We start from the raw sequence: 18,011 nt of genomic DNA, 5'->3' as shown, positions 1-18,011 counted from the left end.
TATTTCGTTTTGTTTGTTGTGTTGGCTTAGGAGGCAATAGTCTGCCGCCTAACAAATATTAGTAAATGGATGAGATAAACTGCTGTAATCGTTCTGAATCCGGGTTTGTAAATAGCTTAGCTGGATTTCCCTGTTCTTCCACTAAGCCTTGATGTAAAAACATCACATGGTTTGATACGTCACGCGCAAACGCCATTTCGTGCGTGACCACCAGCATAGTTCGCCCTTCATCTGCCAAATCTCTCATTACCCCCAGAACTTCTCCTACAAGTTCTGGGTCAAGCGCAGAAGTTGGCTCGTCAAACAACATCACCTCTGGGTCAACTGCTAGCGCACGGGCAATAGCGGCACGTTGCTGCTGGCCGCCAGATAAGTGCCCAGGGTAATAATCTTTACGCTCATACAAGCCTACTTTCTTAAGCAAGACTTCTGCGTTTTCAATCGCTTGAGCTTTTGGCACGCCTAGGACATGAACAGGCGCCTCAATCACGTTTTCTAGTACGGTTAGGTGAGACCAGAGGTTGAAACCTTGGAAAACCATTGCCAGGCGTGAGCGAATACGTTGGACTTGCTTTTCATTAGCAGGAACAGATTCACCTGCTCTGTTGTTCTTCATTTGGATTAATTCACCATTTACCCAAATTTCGCCCGCGGTAGGCGTTTCTAGCAAGTTGATACATCTGAGAAAGGTACTCTTACCTGAGCCGGAAGAGCCAATGATGGAGATAACATCTCCTTTGTGCGCGGCAAGTGAAATGCCTTTTAAAACTTCATTTTGTCCAAATGTTTTGTGCAGGTCTTTTATATCTAGCGCTGGTACATCATTCATGCGCCCTACTCCCTGTGTTTTTGTCACTGCAATTAAGGGACTCCGCCCTCTCTAATTCGGAACAAATTAGCACCGCCCCTTGAAACTTGCAACAAATTATTAACCTAAATAATTCGAATAGAAAGATACGATAAACAAATTAATATGCAATATATAGCAACATATTCTTCAAAAGTTGAATATTAAATATAAAAAAGCCCCTTTCAAAGGGGCTTAATAAATTTACAAAAGTGTTAATTGAAACCTATTCGAGGTCGCAATGAATTAATTAAAACGACTGACTACCAACGAGTTTGAAGTACGTAATGTCACTTCATTTTCTAAGCCTTCTTTTTCAGAAGTAATGATGCCATCTAGGTCTTCATCTAGTTCAGGCTCTGACGCTTCACCATTGGAGAAGAAGCTCATGAAAACTTTAGAATCAATATTACTATCTTCATTCACTACTAAAGCAGTGCGATTAAAATCGTCCGAAGCTGAAACCTTCAAACCGTTAACGGCCGATGTTGGGAAGTTGTAGTAATGCAATTCAGGAACAACAACAGAATCACTATCACTTGTTGTGAAAATGCGATGTGTGACTCTGTAGTCGCCTGAAGTTGCAAAGTAAGCGACACGAGTAAAGCCTTCAGTAGACGATGTTAAGCCCATGTCCAGATCAATCACGGACTCTGCACTTCCTTGCGTTGATACACTTGGTTTTGTGTTCGGCAGGTTATCAATATTTAAGTAAGCACTCGGATCAACGTCAATATCCCATCCGTCAGAGATCGTTTCGTTAAGTAGAGACTCCCAACCATTAACTTGATTCTCTGAGAACGCCATGTATACCCAAGTTTCTTTATTCGTTGCACTAGGGCGATTATATTCAACGGCCGTTTTATCCAGCTTCAACGCGTCATATGCAAAACCGTTAGTAACAAAGCCAATGTTGAGCGAGTCGTAAGTATAGTCAGAAGACGAATAAATGTTTGACGTATTATCCGCTCTAACTAAGGCTATCTCACCAGTTCCCCACGAACCAATACCATACTGGTAAAGCGCTTTGTCACTTGAACCTGATTCATACTGAAACAATGCCGTTGGTTCACCTTTAAGCCCCATCAGTTCATCAGTAGGCAACATATCAGGGTTCGGAGACGTGAAAATATCGGTTTGCGAGACAAAGTTGTAATCTCCGCCACCTGATTCAGCGTTTCGGTAATCTAAGTTAGTAAACTTATTGCTTGCTAAGTTACCGCCAGTAAAGCATTTGTTCAAAGAGTCTCGGTTTAGTGCAAAAGTAGCATTACGTAGTTTCTTATCTTGCAAGAACTCTTTTGAAAACGTGTTTACGCGAGCTTCTTTGCCGTTAAATTCTATTGCTTGAAACGTTACAAAGCCGCCGTCAGGGATATCTTCAAGATAAAACTTAAAGTTATCAGTGGTAGGTTTGATAATGTCTCCGGATCTTTTGCCATCGGCATCAGAGTAGTAACCGATAACATAGTTGGTCACTTGCTCTTTTGACGCTGCACTGTAGGTTAAAACCGTTTTATCGCCGTTCAGCTCAGTTTTGTGGTCATATACAGTACAACCTTTCGTAGTTGCTTCACTTTCAGTCATTGTTGCTGGTATAGCAAAATCAAAAGTAAACGCAGTTTTCGGCGCTGCACCACCGCCACCGCCGCCACCGCCGCCGCAACCGACCATTAACCCTGAGATGATTGCCACTAGTGGCAGTACTTTAAGCTGTTTCATGTCTTTTTCCTAAACTGAGCGGCAATGATTAGCCAAAAAATTGTCTTTGCTCTGTCCAAAGCAAGAATAAAGCCAGCTTTATATAATCACCGTGAATATTGACATTTAATCTGCATCTCGTGCAAAAGGACAAAAAGTTCTAATTTTATGCAACTTGTGTAATGAAATTACACAAGATCTCCGCATCTCATTCGCATGCCAGAAACTTTCTGTAGTTTTATTTCACAACCATTCTTAAAGTGATCTAAATCAATCACCCTAAATGGCTATCTTGCTAGACTCCTGCCAAAAGATGAGGCTTTTTTTGTGCCTCAACACAATAAGTTATTAGCTATGCTTAGGCACAGTGTCGACGTGTAACAAATCTAACAATAGCTAGCATAAGCGTGCCGCAGGATGCGGATTAACACAATTGAATGAAGAATTCATAACTTTTAAATATATGAGGAATCTATGTCAGACGCAGTTAACAAAACGCACTCTGATTCAGATATCGAGACCAAGAGCTACCGTGAGCTTCATCGTCCAGCATCTGAGTTCGCAAGCCGTTCAGACTACCTAGACCACGAACTACAAATTATGAAGCCACGTCGTTTTGGCTTGAACTTGCCAGGTCGTGACTTCCGCTTTGAGCTTGAAGACCTTGTTCCAGCGCTTGCTGGTACTATCGGTATTATCGCAATGTACTCTGCGGTAATGATGTCTTGGGCTGAAGGTCTTACTGCAGCATGGGACCACGTAAACTTAGGCAAGGACTTTGCTATCGAAGTTGCGCGTGTAGAAATGCTCATCCCTGCACTTCTTTTCTGTGTACTTGCCTCTGGTTTTATTAACCCTAAAGCCAACCTAGCAGGCAACCACGGCCCAATGATCCCTCTTATTGGTACCATCGCTCTTGCTGGTGCTCACCCTCTTGCATTAGCAATTCTCATTGGTGTGTTTGGTTTGATTTTGAGCCTCTTAAAAGGTGGGTCAAAACTGGTTAACCTCACCTCTGAAGGTACGGCTGGTGGCCTTCTTATTTTCCTAGGTTTAACCGGAACCATGAGCCAAATTAACTCTATTCAAGCTTGGGCTGTTGGTTTGCAATCCGATACGGTTGCCGCTGGTAGCATGGGTTACATCGGTCTAATTGTTCTTGCGGTTACCATTGGCTTATACGCGTTCCTTGCTAAAGTGAACAAACGCTGGCTAGCGATCCCTGTTTGTGCCTTCACTGGGCTTGCAATCGCACTTGCTCTTGGCGCAGGCTTCGATATTAAATTCGTAACCGAGACAGGCCTTCCAAACCTAAATCCAATCTACTGGTGGGGTTCAACAGAAGAAGGTTGGATGCTTGGTCTTCCTAATATGGAACACTTCATCGCTTCTCTACCATTCGCCATTCTTGCGGTAGCAATGTGGTCACCTGACTTCTTGGGTCACCGTATCTTCCAAGAGATGAACTATCCACGTAAGAGTGAGAAAGTGCTGATGGACGTTGATGACACAATGACAATGTGTTCCGTTCGCCAAATGGTCGGTACTGCAGTGGGTGGTGGTAACATCACATCATCTTGGGGGACTTACATGATCCCTGCTGCAATCGCGAAACGCCCTATTCCTGCTGGCGCCATCTTACTAGGCTCTCTATGTATTATTGTTGCAATCCTTGGTTTTCCTATGGACGTTGCAGTATGGCCTCCAGTTATGCGCGTTGCTCTTCTCGTTGGTGTATCTCTACCACTGCTTGAAGCTGGCATGCAGATGGTGAAGGACTCGAAAGACTCACAAGCAGCAGGTATCTGTATCTTTGGTTCTGCCGTTGTTAACCCAGTTCTAGCTTGGGCACTAACTATGCTTTTAGATAACAACGGTTTAATTGGAGATAAAGAGCGCGCGTCTCGCCTATCATTTGTAGACAAGATTGTGATCCCAGTAAGCGTACTTGTTATCTGTTTAGTTGCTATGCTTGCAGTTGGTATGCTTGAAGGCCAGTATGGCATCCAAGCTTGGCTATAAGCTAGCAGTCCAGAAATTTGTGGGTAGCGCTCGTCGCTACCCCATTTTTATCGAGATTTTTGAGGATTTATTGATTTAGTTTAAGGTTTGCAAAAAAATTTTAGTTTAACCTCTAACTGTTGCTTAAAAAGAAAAACGTTAAAACTAGTGACAATATTTATAGTTTTGTAAATCGAATACGTAAATTTAAGACTATAAATATTGTTATTCATAAGAGTGTACTGTTCCCCTCTTTTATCTGGGGATAGCTGGCTCAACGGCGAAGCAGTACGTATTTTTTTCTACTAAAAAGGTAGGTATGTCATGGCAGAGCAATTTGCTAAAGCTTGGGAAGGTTTTGCTGCAGGCGACTGGCAAAACGAAGTAAACGTTCGTGATTTCATTCAGAAGAACTACACTCCGTACGAAGGCGACGAATCTTTCCTAGTTTCTGAAGGTACTGAAGCGACTAACAAGCTTTGGGCTAAGGTAATGGAAGGCATCAAACAAGAGAACGCGACTCACGCTCCTGTTGATTTTGATACTTCAGTTATCTCTACCATCACTGCTCACGATGCAGGCTACATCGAAAAAGACCTAGAAACTATCGTAGGTCTTCAAACTGACGCTCCTCTAAAACGTGCGATCATCCCTAACGGTGGTATCCGCATGGTTGAAGGTTCATGCAAAGCCTACGACCGCGAGCTAGACCCACAAGTTAAAAAAATCTACACAGAATACCGTAAAACTCACAACCAAGGCGTTTTCGATATCTACACTCCTCAAATCATGGCGTGTCGTAAATCTGGCGTACTGACTGGTCTTCCAGATGCATACGGTCGTGGTCGTATCATCGGTGACTACCGTCGTGTTGCTCTATACGGTATTGACTTCCTAATGAAGGATAAATTCGCGCAGTTCTCTTCTCTACAAGAGCGTTTTGAGAACGGCGAAGACCTACAAATGACAATGCAGCTTCGTGAAGAGATCGCAGAGCAACACCGTGCTCTAGGTCAAATCAAAGAAATGGCTGCAAAATACGGTTGTGATATTTCTCGTCCTGCTGAAACTGCGCAAGAAGCTATTCAGTGGACTTACTTCGGTTACCTAGCTGCTGTTAAATCTCAAAACGGTGCGGCTATGTCTCTAGGTCGTACTTCTACGTTCCTAGACATCTTCATCGAACGTGATATCGCGGCTGGTAAGCTAACTGAAGAACAAGCTCAGGAAATGATCGACCACTTCGTAATGAAACTACGTATGGTTCGTTTCCTACGTACTCCTGAGTACGATGATCTATTCTCTGGCGACCCTATCTGGGCAACTGAGTCTATGGGTGGTATGGGTCTTGACGGTCGTACGCTAGTTACTCGTACAAACTTCCGTTTCCTAAACTCACTATACACTATGGGTCCTTCTCCAGAGCCAAACATCACTGTTCTTTGGTCTGAGCAACTACCTGAAGGCTTCAAGAAGTTCTGTGCGAAAGTATCTATCGATACTTCTTCTATTCAGTACGAAAATGACGACCTAATGCGTCCAGACATGAACTCTGACGACTACGCGATCGCATGTTGTGTATCTCCAATGGTTGTTGGTAAGCAAATGCAGTTCTTCGGTGCTCGTGCGAACCTTGCAAAAACAATGCTTTACACCATCAACGGTGGTGTGGATGAGAAGCTAAAAATCCAAGTTGGCCCGCAAATGCCTAAGATCGAAGGCGATGTTCTTAACTACGATGAACTGTGGGAGAAAATGGACCACTTCATGGATTGGCTAGCGAAACAATATGTGACTGCACTAAACGCTATCCACTTCATGCACGATAAGTACAGCTACGAAGCGGCACTAATGGCTCTACACGACCGTGACGTTAAACGTACTATGGCTTGTGGTATTGCTGGTCTATCTGTTGCAGCTGACTCACTATCTGCAATTAAATACGCAAAAGTTAAGCCAATTCGTGACGAAGACGGTCTAGCAATCGACTTCGAAATCGAAGGCGATTACCCTAAATTCGGTAACAACGACCCACGCGTTGATGACATTGCATGTGAACTTGTTTCTGTATTTATGGGCAAAATCCGTAAGCTTAAGACTTACCGTGACGCAATCCCTACTCAGTCAATTCTTACTATCACTTCAAACGTGGTTTACGGTAAGAAAACTGGTAACACGCCTGATGGTCGTCGTGCTGGTGCTCCATTTGCTCCAGGTGCAAACCCAATGCACGGTCGTGACGAGAAAGGTGCTGTAGCATCACTAACTTCAGTTGCTAAACTGCCGTTTGCTGACGCACAAGATGGTATCTCTTACACATTCTCTATCGTACCTAACGCACTAGGTAAAGATGAGGGTTCACAACGCGCTAACCTTGCTGGTCTGATGGATGGTTACTTCCACCACGAAGCGGGTATCGAAGGTGGCCAACACCTAAACGTGAACGTTCTTAACCGTGAAACTCTAGAAGACGCAGTTAAGCACCCAGAGAAATACCCTCAGCTAACAATCCGTGTATCTGGTTACGCTGTTCGCTTCAACTCTCTAACTGCAGAGCAACAAGCTGACGTAATCGCACGTACATTCACTGAGTCTCTATAAGACTATAGCGAAATAACGTTCTAGTAATACAACAAAGGCTGATGCTAAGTAGCATCAGCCTTTTTTTATTTCTTGAATGAAAGTTGTGATATCGCGAAAGACTTTTGCCCGCATTCTTACGTATGATGCGAAAAAAGTTAGCAAATAAAGTCTATGAGATTTAGTAAATTAATTATTCTTACCCTTCTTTCTCCAGTTGCAATAGCATCCACTAAGTCTACGGTTTCTTTTACCATCGACAACGATGGTATTTTTGGCGTCGATCAAGACTATACGAATGGTGTTTTCCTTTCGTACGCGACAGACCAACTGATACAAGAAAGCCAATGGAAATGGCTGAGTCTAGCTAACTCAGAGCACGCCAATATCGATAAAATAGAGTTGGTTCTTGGCCACAAAATGTGGACTCCAAGCGACATTGAAGCCGATTATCCACTAATCAATGATCGCCCATATGCCGGTTACCTACACACCGAAATCAACTACCTTTCCCTAACGAGTGACAAAGCTGTACGGTACAATTTCACCATAGGAGCTACGGGTGAAAGTTCGCTATCAGAAAAGGCGCAAGAAATCGTTCACGGCATAACAGGATCGACGGACCCTCAAGGTTGGGATTACCAGATTGAAGATAAAGTTGCGTTCAGCCTTGGTTACCGCGTATTTAACAAATTGATGCGCAGCGAAGAACAAAAAACACAATGGGAGATCACCAACATTAACGACATCAATGCGGGTAACTTCCGTAGTGATGTCTCTCAAGGCGTCATGTTTCGTTGGGGTACAAACCTAGCGAATAGCATCGGAGCCGCCAATATCAGTGTCGAAAGCCCTTTTTCAGCAAGTATGATCGCTCAGAACACGTCGAGTTGGTTCTTGTTCACCGGGTTTGAAGGTCGTTACCGCTTTAATGACATGACTATCGAAGGAGATCGTCCTGGCATTCCTGAACCATCAGCGCCATACGACGTCACTCTGCAAAATTGGCAAGCAAGTGCCGTCGCGGGGGTATCTTGGTACAACCAAAATTACGGTGCAAGCATCACCTTTACAATTAAAACACCGGATTATGAAGAAGCCCAAACCGATGTTTATGGGACAGGCTCGTTCTCCGTGTTCGCCTTTTTCTAAAAACTGGATTATCCCAGCATCGAAGTCAATCTAGATACACGGCAAGTTCTCGGGGTAGGTATTAACCACCTCGTGTTCAAGCGTTTATGTAGATTGGCTCCATCTATTTTCTTTCTTCAAATAACCTTGCCTTTAGTACCGACAAAGCTGTTTTAACCCTGCTTTTTGTAATAAAATAACAGCTAGAATTTACTAGTAATGAGAGCAAAAGATGTCAACAGCTGGTCGTATTCACTCATTTGAGTCATGTGGTACCGTAGACGGACCTGGTATTCGATTTATCGTCTTCTTGCAAGGTTGTTTAATGCGCTGTAAGTATTGCCATAACCGCGATACTTGGGACACGCATGATGGCAAAGAAGTCACGGTTGAAGAAATCATTTCCGAAGCGAAAAGTTACCGCCACTTCATGAATGCATCAGGCGGTGGCGTTACTTGTTCTGGCGGCGAAGCGATGCTTCAACCGGAATTCGTACGTGATTTTTTCCGCGCTGCTAAAGCCGAAGGCATTCATACATGTCTAGATACTAACGGTTATGTTCGTAAGCACACTGATGTTATCGATGAAGTACTGGATGCAACAGACTTAGTCATGCTTGACATCAAACACATGAAAGACGAAGTGCACCAAGATCTCATTGGTGTATCCAACCGACGCACATTGGACTTTGCTCGTTACTTGCAAAAAATCGGAAAGAAAACATGGATTCGCTATGTCGTCGTGCCTGGTTACACAGATGACCCAGAAGCAGCACACATGCTTGGTGAATTTATTAAAGACATGGATAACATCGAAAAGGTCGAGTTACTTCCTTACCACAAATTAGGGGCTCATAAGTGGGAAGCGTTAGGCTTAGAATACCCACTCGAAGGAGTAAACCCGCCACCGAAAGAAACCATGGATGAAATTCAATCCATTCTTGCTCAATACAACGATAACGTAAAATACTAAGTGAACCGCAAGACTAACCTCTTTAAAATACCAGCTTATTGCTGGTATTTTTTTGATTATATCTAAGCCTTATCAGTGAGTTTCTCTGCGGTCATTTAGGTATAAAAAGAACGATAGAAATGATTGCGTCATGTTCGCATAGGAAGGAAGTAACATGGATTTGTTTAACTTAGGCTCTCTTGTTGTCTCAATTTGGATAGTAGTAGTCTACTGCCTACCAGATTGGAAAAAAGTCGTTTGGCCCAAACTGGAAAAAGAAAAAGGATTTCAGCACCTCGTTTTTGCAACGCTCTTCTTTTTCAGTATTTTATGGACAGCTCAAGCAGGTGTAAAAGAAGGATTACAGATTCATTTTCTTGCACTAACAACACTGACGATGATGTATGGTTGGCGCATGGCATTTCTAATCAGTATCCCTGCAATGCTGGTCAACCACCTACTACATGATGTGTCCTTGCTACTCTTACCCACGTCGTTAGTTCTATCTGCCCTAATTCCGATTTTCATTAGTTACTTAGTGTTTCTTCTGAGTTACCACTACTTACCACGAAACATTTTTGTTTTCATCTTCGTTGCTGGATTTTTCAATGGCGCGATAACAGGAAGTCTGCACCTCATCATTAACTCTTTTTATCACCTATCAGTTGGTCACTACGATTGGGAAACCATTCAACATAACTACTTTGTTTTTGTGCCGTTGCTCGCCTTTCCAGAAGGTCTATTAAATGGTATGGCACTGGCGGTTTTAACCGTATTCAAGCCAGAGTGGCTGAGAGTATTTTCAGACCGAGACTACATATACAATCATTACCATAAATAAGTGTTTTCAAACTGGTCAAAAGTGACAGTTCTTGCCATTTTTTAGTATTAAATATGTGTTGAGATCATGTTTCACTCATGTCTTAAGCGTTAACCTAAGCACATTAAAAATGTATTAGATATCTAGTGAGGTCACCATGGAAATGTCAAACGCTCAACGTTTGATTCTATCAAACCAATACAACCTTATGTCTCAACTTGATCCAAGTAATGCGGCCAAATACAAACGCTTACAAACGATCGTTGAACGTGGTTATGAACTACAAATGCGAGAGTTGAACAAAGATTTCGGCTGCCTCTCAGAAGCAGAGTGTCGTGAGATCATCGACGTTATGGAGATGTATCATGCGATGCAAGAGTCTTACAACATGCTAGACGATGAAGATCGTAGCAACGTGGATCAACGTCGCTTGAAGTTCTTGGGATTTGATATCGCTTCAGAAGCGCAACAAGTACATTACGTACGTTTTCTCATCGATTCTGAAGGTTTGTACCCTCAGTTTGACAAGGCAGATCATCACTTTAACAGCCAAATGCCGATGCTAGATAAATACCGCCGTATGCTGCAAACTTGGCGTAACTGCCCTCGTCAGTATCATTTATGTGAAAACGAACTAGCGCAAATCTTCAGCGCATAAAATGGTCGTCTAAGAATGAGGAGAGCGCCCGCTCTCCTTGTTATTTACCCTGTCACAAACTTATCTAAGACTTTGCTCTCTTCCTACCTCTTTCACTTGCCTTGCTCAATGTAGAACAACGAATCACTGAGACTCTTCCGTCTTTGCCAAATATTTGATTTCTATTGCACCTATTCACGACATAAATTCGTCCTTAATAAAAGAGTGATTCAAATGTCACTTTTACAATAAATTCATAATTGTTAAGCAAAATTGCAAATCCCCGACTAGGCTTAAGTAGAGAAAGGCTGTGATTGAAAAATTCATATCCACCGCTCACCGTTGTAACGAAAAAACCGTCCATAAAGCAAAGTCTTTGGTGTCGCCAATCTTACATTCTGTACGAACCAAATGTGATAACAGGACGTATATTCAAACAACAACGAGCATAACTGTTGGTGGAAAGCCTGAATCAACGTTCGTCGGTAGACTGACTATTAAAGGGGAAAGCGACATGAGTATTTTCGACCACTATCAATCAAGATATGAAGCTGCAAAAGATGAAGAGATGTCGTTACAGGAGTTTTTAGCCCTGTGTAAAGATGACAAAAGCGCTTATGCTAATGCAGCAGAACGCCTACTGATGGCGATTGGTGAACCAGAGATAATCGATACGGCAAAGGATCCGAGACTAAGCCGAATCTTCTCGAATCGTGTTATCTCTCGTTATGAAACCTTTAAAGACTTTTATGGCATGGAAGATGCTATAGAACAAATTGTGTCTTACCTAAAACATGCGGCGCAAGGCCTAGAAGAGCGTAAGCAGATTCTTTACCTACTCGGCCCTGTAGGTGGCGGTAAGTCTTCGCTTGCAGAAAAGCTTAAGGCTCTGATGGAACAGATGCCTATTTATGTTCTTACTGCTAACGGCGAACGCAGCCCAGTGAATGACCATCCATTCTGCCTATTCAAAGCCACAGAAGATGGCGATATTTTGAAAAAAGAGTATGGCATCGAGCACCGTTATCTTCGCTCGATCATGTCTCCTTGGGCCGCTAAACGTCTTCACGAGTTTGGTGGTGATATCACCAAATTTAAAGTAGTGAAAGTACGCCCTTCTATCCTTGACCAAATCGGTATTGCCAAAACTGAACCAGGCGATGAAAACAACCAAGATATCTCATCATTGGTTGGTAAAGTCGATATTCGTAAGCTTGAACACTATTCGCAAGACGATCCAGACGCTTACAGCTACTCCGGTGCGCTGTGTAAAGCAAACCAAGGTTTAATGGAATTCGTTGAGATGTTCAAAGCACCAATCAAAGTGCTTCACCCGCTGCTAACAGCAACGCAAGAAGGCAACTTCAACGGTACAGAAGGCCTTTCTGCGATTCCATTCGACGGTATGATTCTGGCTCACTCAAACGAATCTGAGTGGCAGACCTTCCGTAACAACAAGAACAATGAAGCGTTCTTGGACCGTGTTTATATTGTGAAAGTACCTTACTGTCTACGTGTTTCAGAAGAAGTCAAAATCTACCAAAAACTTCTCGAAAACAGTGAGTTATCTCAAGCCCCTTGTTCACCAAGCACACTCGAGACTCTGGCACAATTCAGTATTCTTTCTCGACTTAAAGAGCCTGAGAACTCGTCCATCTTCTCTAAGATGCGCGTATACGACGGTGAAACGCTGAAAGATACGGATCCAAAGGCAAAAAGCTATCAAGAGTATCGTGATTATGCTGGTGTCGATGAAGGCATGAACGGTCTCTCAACACGTTTTGCCTTTAAGATTTTGTCACGCGTATTTAACTTCGACCAAACCGAAGTGGCAGCCAACCCTGTACATCTATTCTATGTGATTGAACAACAGGTTGAGCGCGAACAGTTCCCTGCTGAAACAGCAGAGAAATATCTCGAGTTCTTGAAAGGCTACCTAGTACCTCGATACGTTGAATTTATCGGTAAAGAGATTCAGACCGCTTATCTTGAGTCTTACTCTGAATACGGCCAAAACATCTTCGACCGATATGTCACCTATGCAGACTTCTGGATTCAAGACCAAGAGTACCGAGATCCAGAAACTGGTCAGCTATTTGATCGCTCTTCACTGAATGCTGAGCTAGAGAAGATCGAAAAAACAGCTGGTATTTCTAACCCGAAAGATTTCCGAAACGAAATCGTTAACTTTGTGCTTCGTGCGAAAGCGAATAACAATGGTCAAAACCCGGTTTGGACCAGCTACGAAAAACTGCGCACAGTAATCGAGAAGAAAATGTTCTCCAATACCGAAGAGCTACTTCCGGTTATCTCATTTAATGCGAAAACCTCTTCTGAAGATCAGAAGAAGCACGACGACTTTGTCGCTCGCATGATGGAAAAAGGCTATACCGAGAAACAGGTTCGCCTACTTTCTGAGTGGTACCTACGAGTACGTAAGTCATCCTAACCCAGTATTGAGTTAGGTCGCTTGTGAAACATGAAGAGGGCTATTTCATGGCGCAATTTATAGACCGAAGGCTCAATGGCAAGAACAAGAGCGCTGTTAATCGACAGCGCTTCTTGAAGCGCCACAAAGAGCAAATAAAAGAGTCGGTAGCAGACGCAGTGAATCGACGCTCGATTACGAATACGGAAACGGGCGAAGACGTCTCTATCCCTCACAAAGACATCAATGAGCCTATATTTCATCAAGGCAAAGGTGGTGTTCGCGAACGAGTTCATCCCGGTAACGATCAATTTATTGCTGGTGATAAAATTGAGCGTCCCAAAGGTGGCGGTCAGGGTAGCGGCTCAGGAGAAGGGAACGCCAGTCCAGATGGAGAAGGCCAAGACGAATTTGTATTCCAAATATCAAAAGATGAGTACCTCGATATTTTGTTCGAAGATCTCGAGCTGCCTAATCTAGAAAAAAACCAAATTGCCAAAATCACTGAATGGAAAACACACCGTGCAGGCTTTCAAACTGCCGGTATCCCTTCCAATATCGCCGTAGTACGTTCTCTGCAACAATCTCTTGCGCGCCGTACTGCAATGACTGCCGGTAAGAAACGACTTCTTAAAGAGTTAGAAGACGAACTTGCTCGCATCAAAAATATTGAACCTGCTCAGCAGTTTGAAGAGAACCGCTTGAAGGCTGAAATTGAAGAACTGCGCAAGAAAATCGAAAGCGTGCCGTTCATCGATACCTTCGACTTACGCTTCAAGAACTATGAGAAACGCCCGGTACCATCGAGCCAAGCGGTCATGTTCTGTCTAATGGACGTATCCGGTTCGATGGATCAGGCAACGAAAGACATCGCAAAACGCTTCTATGTTCTTTTGTACTTGTTCTTAACTCGTACCTACGAGAATGTCGAAGTCGTCTTTATCCGCCACCATACCCAAGCGAAGGAAGTGGACGAGCACGAATTTTTCTACTCACAAGAAACCGGGGGCACCATTGTATCTAGCGCACTCAAGTTAATGGATGAAATAGTAAAAGAGCGATACCCGATTGGTCAGTGGAACATATATGCAGCTCAAGCATCCGACGGTGACAACTGGGCAGATGATTCGCCAAGGTGCCGGGATCTATTAGTGAACAAATTACTTCCAAACTGTCAGTACTACTCTTACATAGAGATCACACGGCGCTCGCACCAAACTCTATGGCATGAGTACGAAAAACTCACTGAAGAGTTTCCTAATTTCGCAATGAAAAACATTCGCTCTGTGGAGGATATTTTCCCAGTCTTTCGTGAACTATTCCAAAAAGAAACGGCGTAAGGAGGCTAGCGATGAATACCGCAACGAGAAACCTCTCAGGAGAGGCGCCTAAGAAGCGTAACAGTAAAGTGTTGCCAGATGGACCAGATTGGACATTTGAGCTGTTAGAGCGATACCACAAAGAAATTAAGCGTGTCGCGGAGCATTATCGCCTAGACACTTACCCTAACCAAATAGAAGTGATTACTTCAGAACAGATGATGGATGCCTACTCAAGTATCGGCATGCCAATCAATTACAATCACTGGTCATTTGGTAAAAAATTCATCCAAACAGAGCAGAACTATAAACATGGTCAAATGGGGCTAGCCTACGAGATTGTGATTAACTCCGACCCTTGTATTGCTTATTTGATGGAAGAAAATACGGTAACAATGCAAGCACTCGTTATAGCGCACGCGTGTTACGGCCATAACTCTTTTTTCAAAGGTAATTACCTATTCCAAACGTGGACTGACGCCAGTTCTATTATCGACTATCTGCTGTTCGCCAAAAAGTACTTAGCCGAATGTGAAGAACGATATGGCGTAAAAGAAGTGGAAAAGCTTCTCGACTCTTGTCACGCGTTAATGAACTTTGGTGTAGACCGCTACAAGCGTCCAGAGAAAATCTCAATTACAGAGGAAAAAGCAAGACAAGAAGAACGCGAAGCATACCTACAATCTCAAGTTAATGAGCTTTGGCGCACGGTACCAACAGCCAAGACGAAAGAGGAAGACATTAAAGAGCGATTCCCAAGCGAGCCTCAGGAAAATTTGCTCTACTTCTTCGAAAAACATGCTCCGTTGTTAGAGCCATGGCAACGTGAAGTTGTTCGGATCGTCCGTAAGATCAGTCAGTATTTTTATCCGCAAAAACAAACGCAAGTCATGAATGAGGGCTGGGCAACGTTCTGGCACTACACCATACTCAACCATCTTTATGATGAGGGCTTGGTGTCTGAAAAGTTCATTCTAGAGTTCTTACATAGCCACACCAGTGTCGTGGCTCAGCCGCCTTATAACAGTCCTTACTTTAATGGCATTAACCCCTACGCGTTAGGCTTTGCCATGTTCCGAGATATTAAGCGTATCTGTGAAGAACCAACTGATGAGGACAAGGAGTGGTTTCCAGACTTGGCAGGAACCGACTGGTTAGATGCAGTGCATTTCGCGATGCATAATTTCAAAGATGAAAGCTTTATTAGCCAATACCTTTCTCCGAAATTAATGCGTGATTTCAAGTTGTTTGCGATCAACGATGATGATCATAAGAACTTTATTGAAGTCGCTGCGATACACGATGAGATGGGTTATAAACGCATTAGAGAAACCCTAGCCGCTCAGTATAACTTATCTAATCTTGAGCCAAACATTCAGGTGTTTAATGTCGATGTCCGTGGTGATCGCTCGCTTACGTTGCAGTACGTTCCTCACAACCGCATCCCACTTGATGATAGTTACGAAGAAGTTCTAAAGCACGTGTATCGATTATGGGGCTTTGATGTCATTCTCCAAGAAGTGAAAGACACCGGTCACCGAGAGGTGTTAGCGACCTGCCCTAAACGGAACCAATACGACACTAACATTTAACTAATACCGCGATACAAGTAAAACAAAAAGGCTCCTAATTCAGGAGCCTTGTTTATTCTTAAATCTATATGAGCATTTGTTACGCTTGCTTTGCAACAATCGCGCGCACGGCTTCTAGATCTTCGGGCGTATCAACGCCTGCTGCTGGTGCTTCTTTCGCTACCGCCACATGAATTTTTTCACCGTACCAAAGCACTCGCAGTTGCTCAAGACACTCAATCTGCTCTAATGCACTTGGTGCCCAGTTGACATACGTATTAATGAAACCAGCTCGATAAGCATAAATACCAATATGACGCATTAATGGGTTGGCAATGGTTTTGTCTTGTTTAGCAAAGTTATCGCGATCCCAGGGGATGGTTGCTCGACTAAAGTACATCGCATAGCCTTGCTCATCTGCGACAACTTTAACAGCGTTCGGGTTGAACACTTCCTCTTCCGAGTCTATTTCTACAGCTAACGTCGCCATCGGGGCTTCACACCCAGATAAGTTATCAGCAACCTGACGAATGATGGACGGCGGAATCAAAGGCTCATCCCCTTGCACATTAACAATAATGTGGTCTGACGGAATAGCCATCTTTTCAACAACTTCGGCAAGACGCTCCGTACCTGATTCGTGGTGGGGAGAGGTCATACAAACTTTACCACCAAATGACGAAACCGCTTTCGCAACACGCTCGTCATCAGTTGCAACGATGACATCTTCCGCACCCGCTTGTAGCGCTTGTTCATAAACCCACTGAACCATAGGCTTACCACCAATATCCGCTAGCGGTTTACCAGGCAAACGGCTCGATGCGTAGCGCGAAGGGATGACAACCGTAAAAGACATTAGCGTCCCTCATCCATGCTCATAGTGCGAGCTTCAGGCTCTAGCAGAACTGGAATACCCTCTTTGATCGGGTAAGCAAGGCGATCCAATTTGCAGATCAACTCTTGATTATCTTTATCGTACGTCAGCTTACCTTTGCAAACAGGGCAAGCTACAATCTCAAGTAGACGGTGATCCATAAGCCGCTTTAACCTCTTTTATTCTATTTAAAATTTGCTCTGCATCGTTTGATTCAAACTGGGCAGATACAGGCAGATACCACCAATTATCTTGCGCATAATGGCTGCACTTGACGGCATCTTTCTCGGTCATAACCACATTGGTCCCTTGTTGAGCCAATGCTTCTAATTCTTGTTGATCAAAGTCTTGATGGTCAGCAAAACCTTTTGTGACTTTAACATCTGCGTTCATCGAGTTTAGTGTATGAAAAAACCGCGGAGGATGCCCAATGCCCGCAAATGCGACGAGATCTTTCAACTCCGAGACATCCACATGTTGCTTAGTCTTAAGATTAATAGCTTTAGAGGGTGCTAAAGCCATTGCGATTTCGCCCGTATGCGCTTGACCGCCATTGGTGATGATAAAGTCGACTTCTTTAAGTCGCTCAATACCTTCACGTAAAGGACCTAATGGAATCAGGCTTTCATTCCCAAACCGGCGATTCCCATCCACAATCACTAACTCAATATCACGGCCTAACGCATAATGTTGTAATCCATCATCCGTAATTATGATATCCACATCCAAATCTAGCAGTGCTTTCACTGCATTTGAACGCACAGGATCTACCGCAACAGGTGCTCCTGTACGGCGATGAATCAACTTAGGTTCATCGCCACAATGCTTCGCTGGCGTATCTTCTTTTAGCACTAACGGATAGGCAGGAGCCTTTGCCCCATAACCACGAGAAACAACCCCCGGCTTAAAGCCCATTTGCTGTAGTTGCTCAACAAGCCACACAACAACTGGTGTTTTACCATTGCCACCAGCAGTGATATTGCCAACCACAACAACAGGTATTGGCGCATTATAAGCTTGCTTGCGGCCAGTTTGGTATTGCTTTCGCTTTGACTTGCTTATCGTTCCAAATAATAAACTCAGTGGCCACAAAAGCGGCCACAAGAGGTATTTTATTGGATGGTTTTCAAACCAGATTTTTTCAACCACC

Annotated in this window: 14 protein-coding genes; 9 read left to right on the top strand and 5 right to left on the bottom strand. The window is 43.6% G+C overall.

Features of this window, described 5'->3' with window-relative positions; translation table 11 throughout:
* Positions 1–58 precede the first annotated feature (58 nt).
* Together R8N49_RS19860 and R8N49_RS19855 are read right to left on the bottom strand one after the other, a co-directional pair.
* Complete coding sequence (locus R8N49_RS19860; RefSeq protein ID WP_005378438.1) at positions 59–829, bottom strand: ABC transporter ATP-binding protein; 771 nt, start codon at positions 827–829, stop codon at positions 59–61.
* Positions 830–1,093: 264 nt separating this feature from the next.
* The gene (locus R8N49_RS19855) at positions 1,094–2,569 is read right to left on the bottom strand and encodes a hypothetical protein (protein WP_017820023.1); all 1,476 of its coding nucleotides are present in this window, start codon (positions 2,567–2,569) and stop codon (positions 1,094–1,096) included.
* Positions 2,570–3,022: 453 nt separating this feature from the next.
* Here R8N49_RS19855 and R8N49_RS19850 point away from each other — a divergent pair, with 453 nt between their 5' ends.
* The 9 genes from R8N49_RS19850 (at position 3,023) to R8N49_RS19810 (ending at position 16,008) form a co-directional block, all read left to right on the top strand.
* Entirely contained in the window at positions 3,023–4,570 is a 1,548-nt protein-coding gene (locus tag R8N49_RS19850; protein WP_005378441.1) for a DUF3360 family protein, read from the top strand.
* A gap of 303 nt (positions 4,571–4,873) precedes the next feature.
* Positions 4,874–7,150 carry a formate C-acetyltransferase gene (gene pflB / locus R8N49_RS19845; RefSeq protein ID WP_005378442.1) on the top strand — a complete coding sequence of 759 codons (2,277 nt, stop codon included), beginning with the start codon at positions 4,874–4,876 and terminating at the stop codon, positions 7,148–7,150.
* Positions 7,151–7,303: 153 nt separating this feature from the next.
* Positions 7,304–8,281 carry a lipid A deacylase LpxR family protein gene (locus R8N49_RS19840; protein WP_053303245.1) on the top strand — a complete coding sequence of 326 codons (978 nt, stop codon included), beginning with the start codon at positions 7,304–7,306 and terminating at the stop codon, positions 8,279–8,281.
* A 211-nt stretch (positions 8,282–8,492) separates the two neighbouring features.
* Positions 8,493–9,233, top strand: coding sequence for a pyruvate formate lyase 1-activating protein (gene pflA / locus R8N49_RS19835; RefSeq protein ID WP_005378444.1), 741 nt, complete (start codon positions 8,493–8,495; stop codon positions 9,231–9,233).
* Positions 9,234–9,387: 154 nt separating this feature from the next.
* Positions 9,388–10,053 (top strand): energy-coupling factor ABC transporter permease, encoded by a 666-nt coding sequence (locus R8N49_RS19830; protein WP_054575461.1) that lies wholly within the window; start codon positions 9,388–9,390, stop codon positions 10,051–10,053.
* Between the two features lie 136 nt (positions 10,054–10,189).
* Positions 10,190–10,690, top strand: coding sequence for a YfbU family protein (locus R8N49_RS19825; protein ID WP_005378446.1), 501 nt, complete (start codon positions 10,190–10,192; stop codon positions 10,688–10,690).
* A gap of 493 nt (positions 10,691–11,183) precedes the next feature.
* The gene (locus R8N49_RS19820; RefSeq protein ID WP_005378447.1) at positions 11,184–13,118 is read left to right on the top strand and encodes a PrkA family serine protein kinase; all 1,935 of its coding nucleotides are present in this window, start codon (positions 11,184–11,186) and stop codon (positions 13,116–13,118) included.
* Positions 13,119–13,165: 47 nt separating this feature from the next.
* Positions 13,166–14,437, top strand: a complete 1,272-nt coding sequence (locus R8N49_RS19815; protein WP_186584396.1) for a YeaH/YhbH family protein — start codon at positions 13,166–13,168, stop codon at positions 14,435–14,437.
* 11 nt (positions 14,438–14,448) lie between these two features.
* Positions 14,449–16,008 (top strand): SpoVR family protein, encoded by a 1,560-nt coding sequence (locus tag R8N49_RS19810; protein ID WP_005378449.1) that lies wholly within the window; start codon positions 14,449–14,451, stop codon positions 16,006–16,008.
* A 79-nt stretch (positions 16,009–16,087) separates the two neighbouring features.
* Here the strand turns inward: R8N49_RS19810 and kdsB are convergent, their stop codons facing one another.
* Genes kdsB through lpxK form a run of 3 tightly spaced genes read right to left on the bottom strand, consistent with a single transcriptional unit; the run spans position 16,088 to position 18,010 of the window.
* Complete coding sequence (kdsB, locus tag R8N49_RS19805; protein WP_053349434.1) at positions 16,088–16,843, bottom strand: 3-deoxy-manno-octulosonate cytidylyltransferase; 756 nt, start codon at positions 16,841–16,843, stop codon at positions 16,088–16,090.
* Positions 16,843–17,022 (bottom strand): Trm112 family protein, encoded by a 180-nt coding sequence (locus R8N49_RS19800; protein ID WP_005378451.1) that lies wholly within the window; start codon positions 17,020–17,022, stop codon positions 16,843–16,845. Before R8N49_RS19800 ends, kdsB begins: the two co-directional genes overlap by 1 nt.
* The gene (gene lpxK, locus R8N49_RS19795; RefSeq protein ID WP_186584397.1) at positions 17,003–18,010 is read right to left on the bottom strand and encodes a tetraacyldisaccharide 4'-kinase; all 1,008 of its coding nucleotides are present in this window, start codon (positions 18,008–18,010) and stop codon (positions 17,003–17,005) included. The genes R8N49_RS19800 and lpxK overlap by 20 nt, the downstream gene beginning before the upstream one ends.
* Position 18,011 lies beyond the last annotated feature (1 nt).

This window comes from Vibrio sp. 1978 (genome assembly GCF_033344345.1).
The sequence above is the reverse complement of the archived record's forward strand: the minus strand, read 5'-3'. Positions and strand labels throughout refer to the sequence as shown.

Bases quoted from the DNA above. Each gene is read 5' to 3' on its own strand.
- R8N49_RS19860 (WP_005378438.1), bottom strand. From the start codon at position 829: ATGAATGATGTACCAGCGCTAGATATAAAAGACCTGCACAAAACATTT.
- R8N49_RS19855 (WP_017820023.1), bottom strand. From the start codon at position 2,569: ATGAAACAGCTTAAAGTACTGCCACTAGTGGCAATCATCTCAGGGTTA.
- R8N49_RS19850 (WP_005378441.1), top strand. From the start codon at position 3,023: ATGTCAGACGCAGTTAACAAAACGCACTCTGATTCAGATATCGAGACC.
- pflB (WP_005378442.1), top strand. From the start codon at position 4,874: ATGGCAGAGCAATTTGCTAAAGCTTGGGAAGGTTTTGCTGCAGGCGAC.
- R8N49_RS19840 (WP_053303245.1), top strand. From the start codon at position 7,304: ATGAGATTTAGTAAATTAATTATTCTTACCCTTCTTTCTCCAGTTGCA.
- pflA (WP_005378444.1), top strand. From the start codon at position 8,493: ATGTCAACAGCTGGTCGTATTCACTCATTTGAGTCATGTGGTACCGTA.
- R8N49_RS19830 (WP_054575461.1), top strand. From the start codon at position 9,388: ATGGATTTGTTTAACTTAGGCTCTCTTGTTGTCTCAATTTGGATAGTA.
- R8N49_RS19825 (WP_005378446.1), top strand. From the start codon at position 10,190: ATGGAAATGTCAAACGCTCAACGTTTGATTCTATCAAACCAATACAAC.
- R8N49_RS19820 (WP_005378447.1), top strand. From the start codon at position 11,184: ATGAGTATTTTCGACCACTATCAATCAAGATATGAAGCTGCAAAAGAT.
- R8N49_RS19815 (WP_186584396.1), top strand. From the start codon at position 13,166: ATGGCGCAATTTATAGACCGAAGGCTCAATGGCAAGAACAAGAGCGCT.
- R8N49_RS19810 (WP_005378449.1), top strand. From the start codon at position 14,449: ATGAATACCGCAACGAGAAACCTCTCAGGAGAGGCGCCTAAGAAGCGT.
- kdsB (WP_053349434.1), bottom strand. From the start codon at position 16,843: ATGTCTTTTACGGTTGTCATCCCTTCGCGCTACGCATCGAGCCGTTTG.
- R8N49_RS19800 (WP_005378451.1), bottom strand. From the start codon at position 17,022: ATGGATCACCGTCTACTTGAGATTGTAGCTTGCCCTGTTTGCAAAGGT.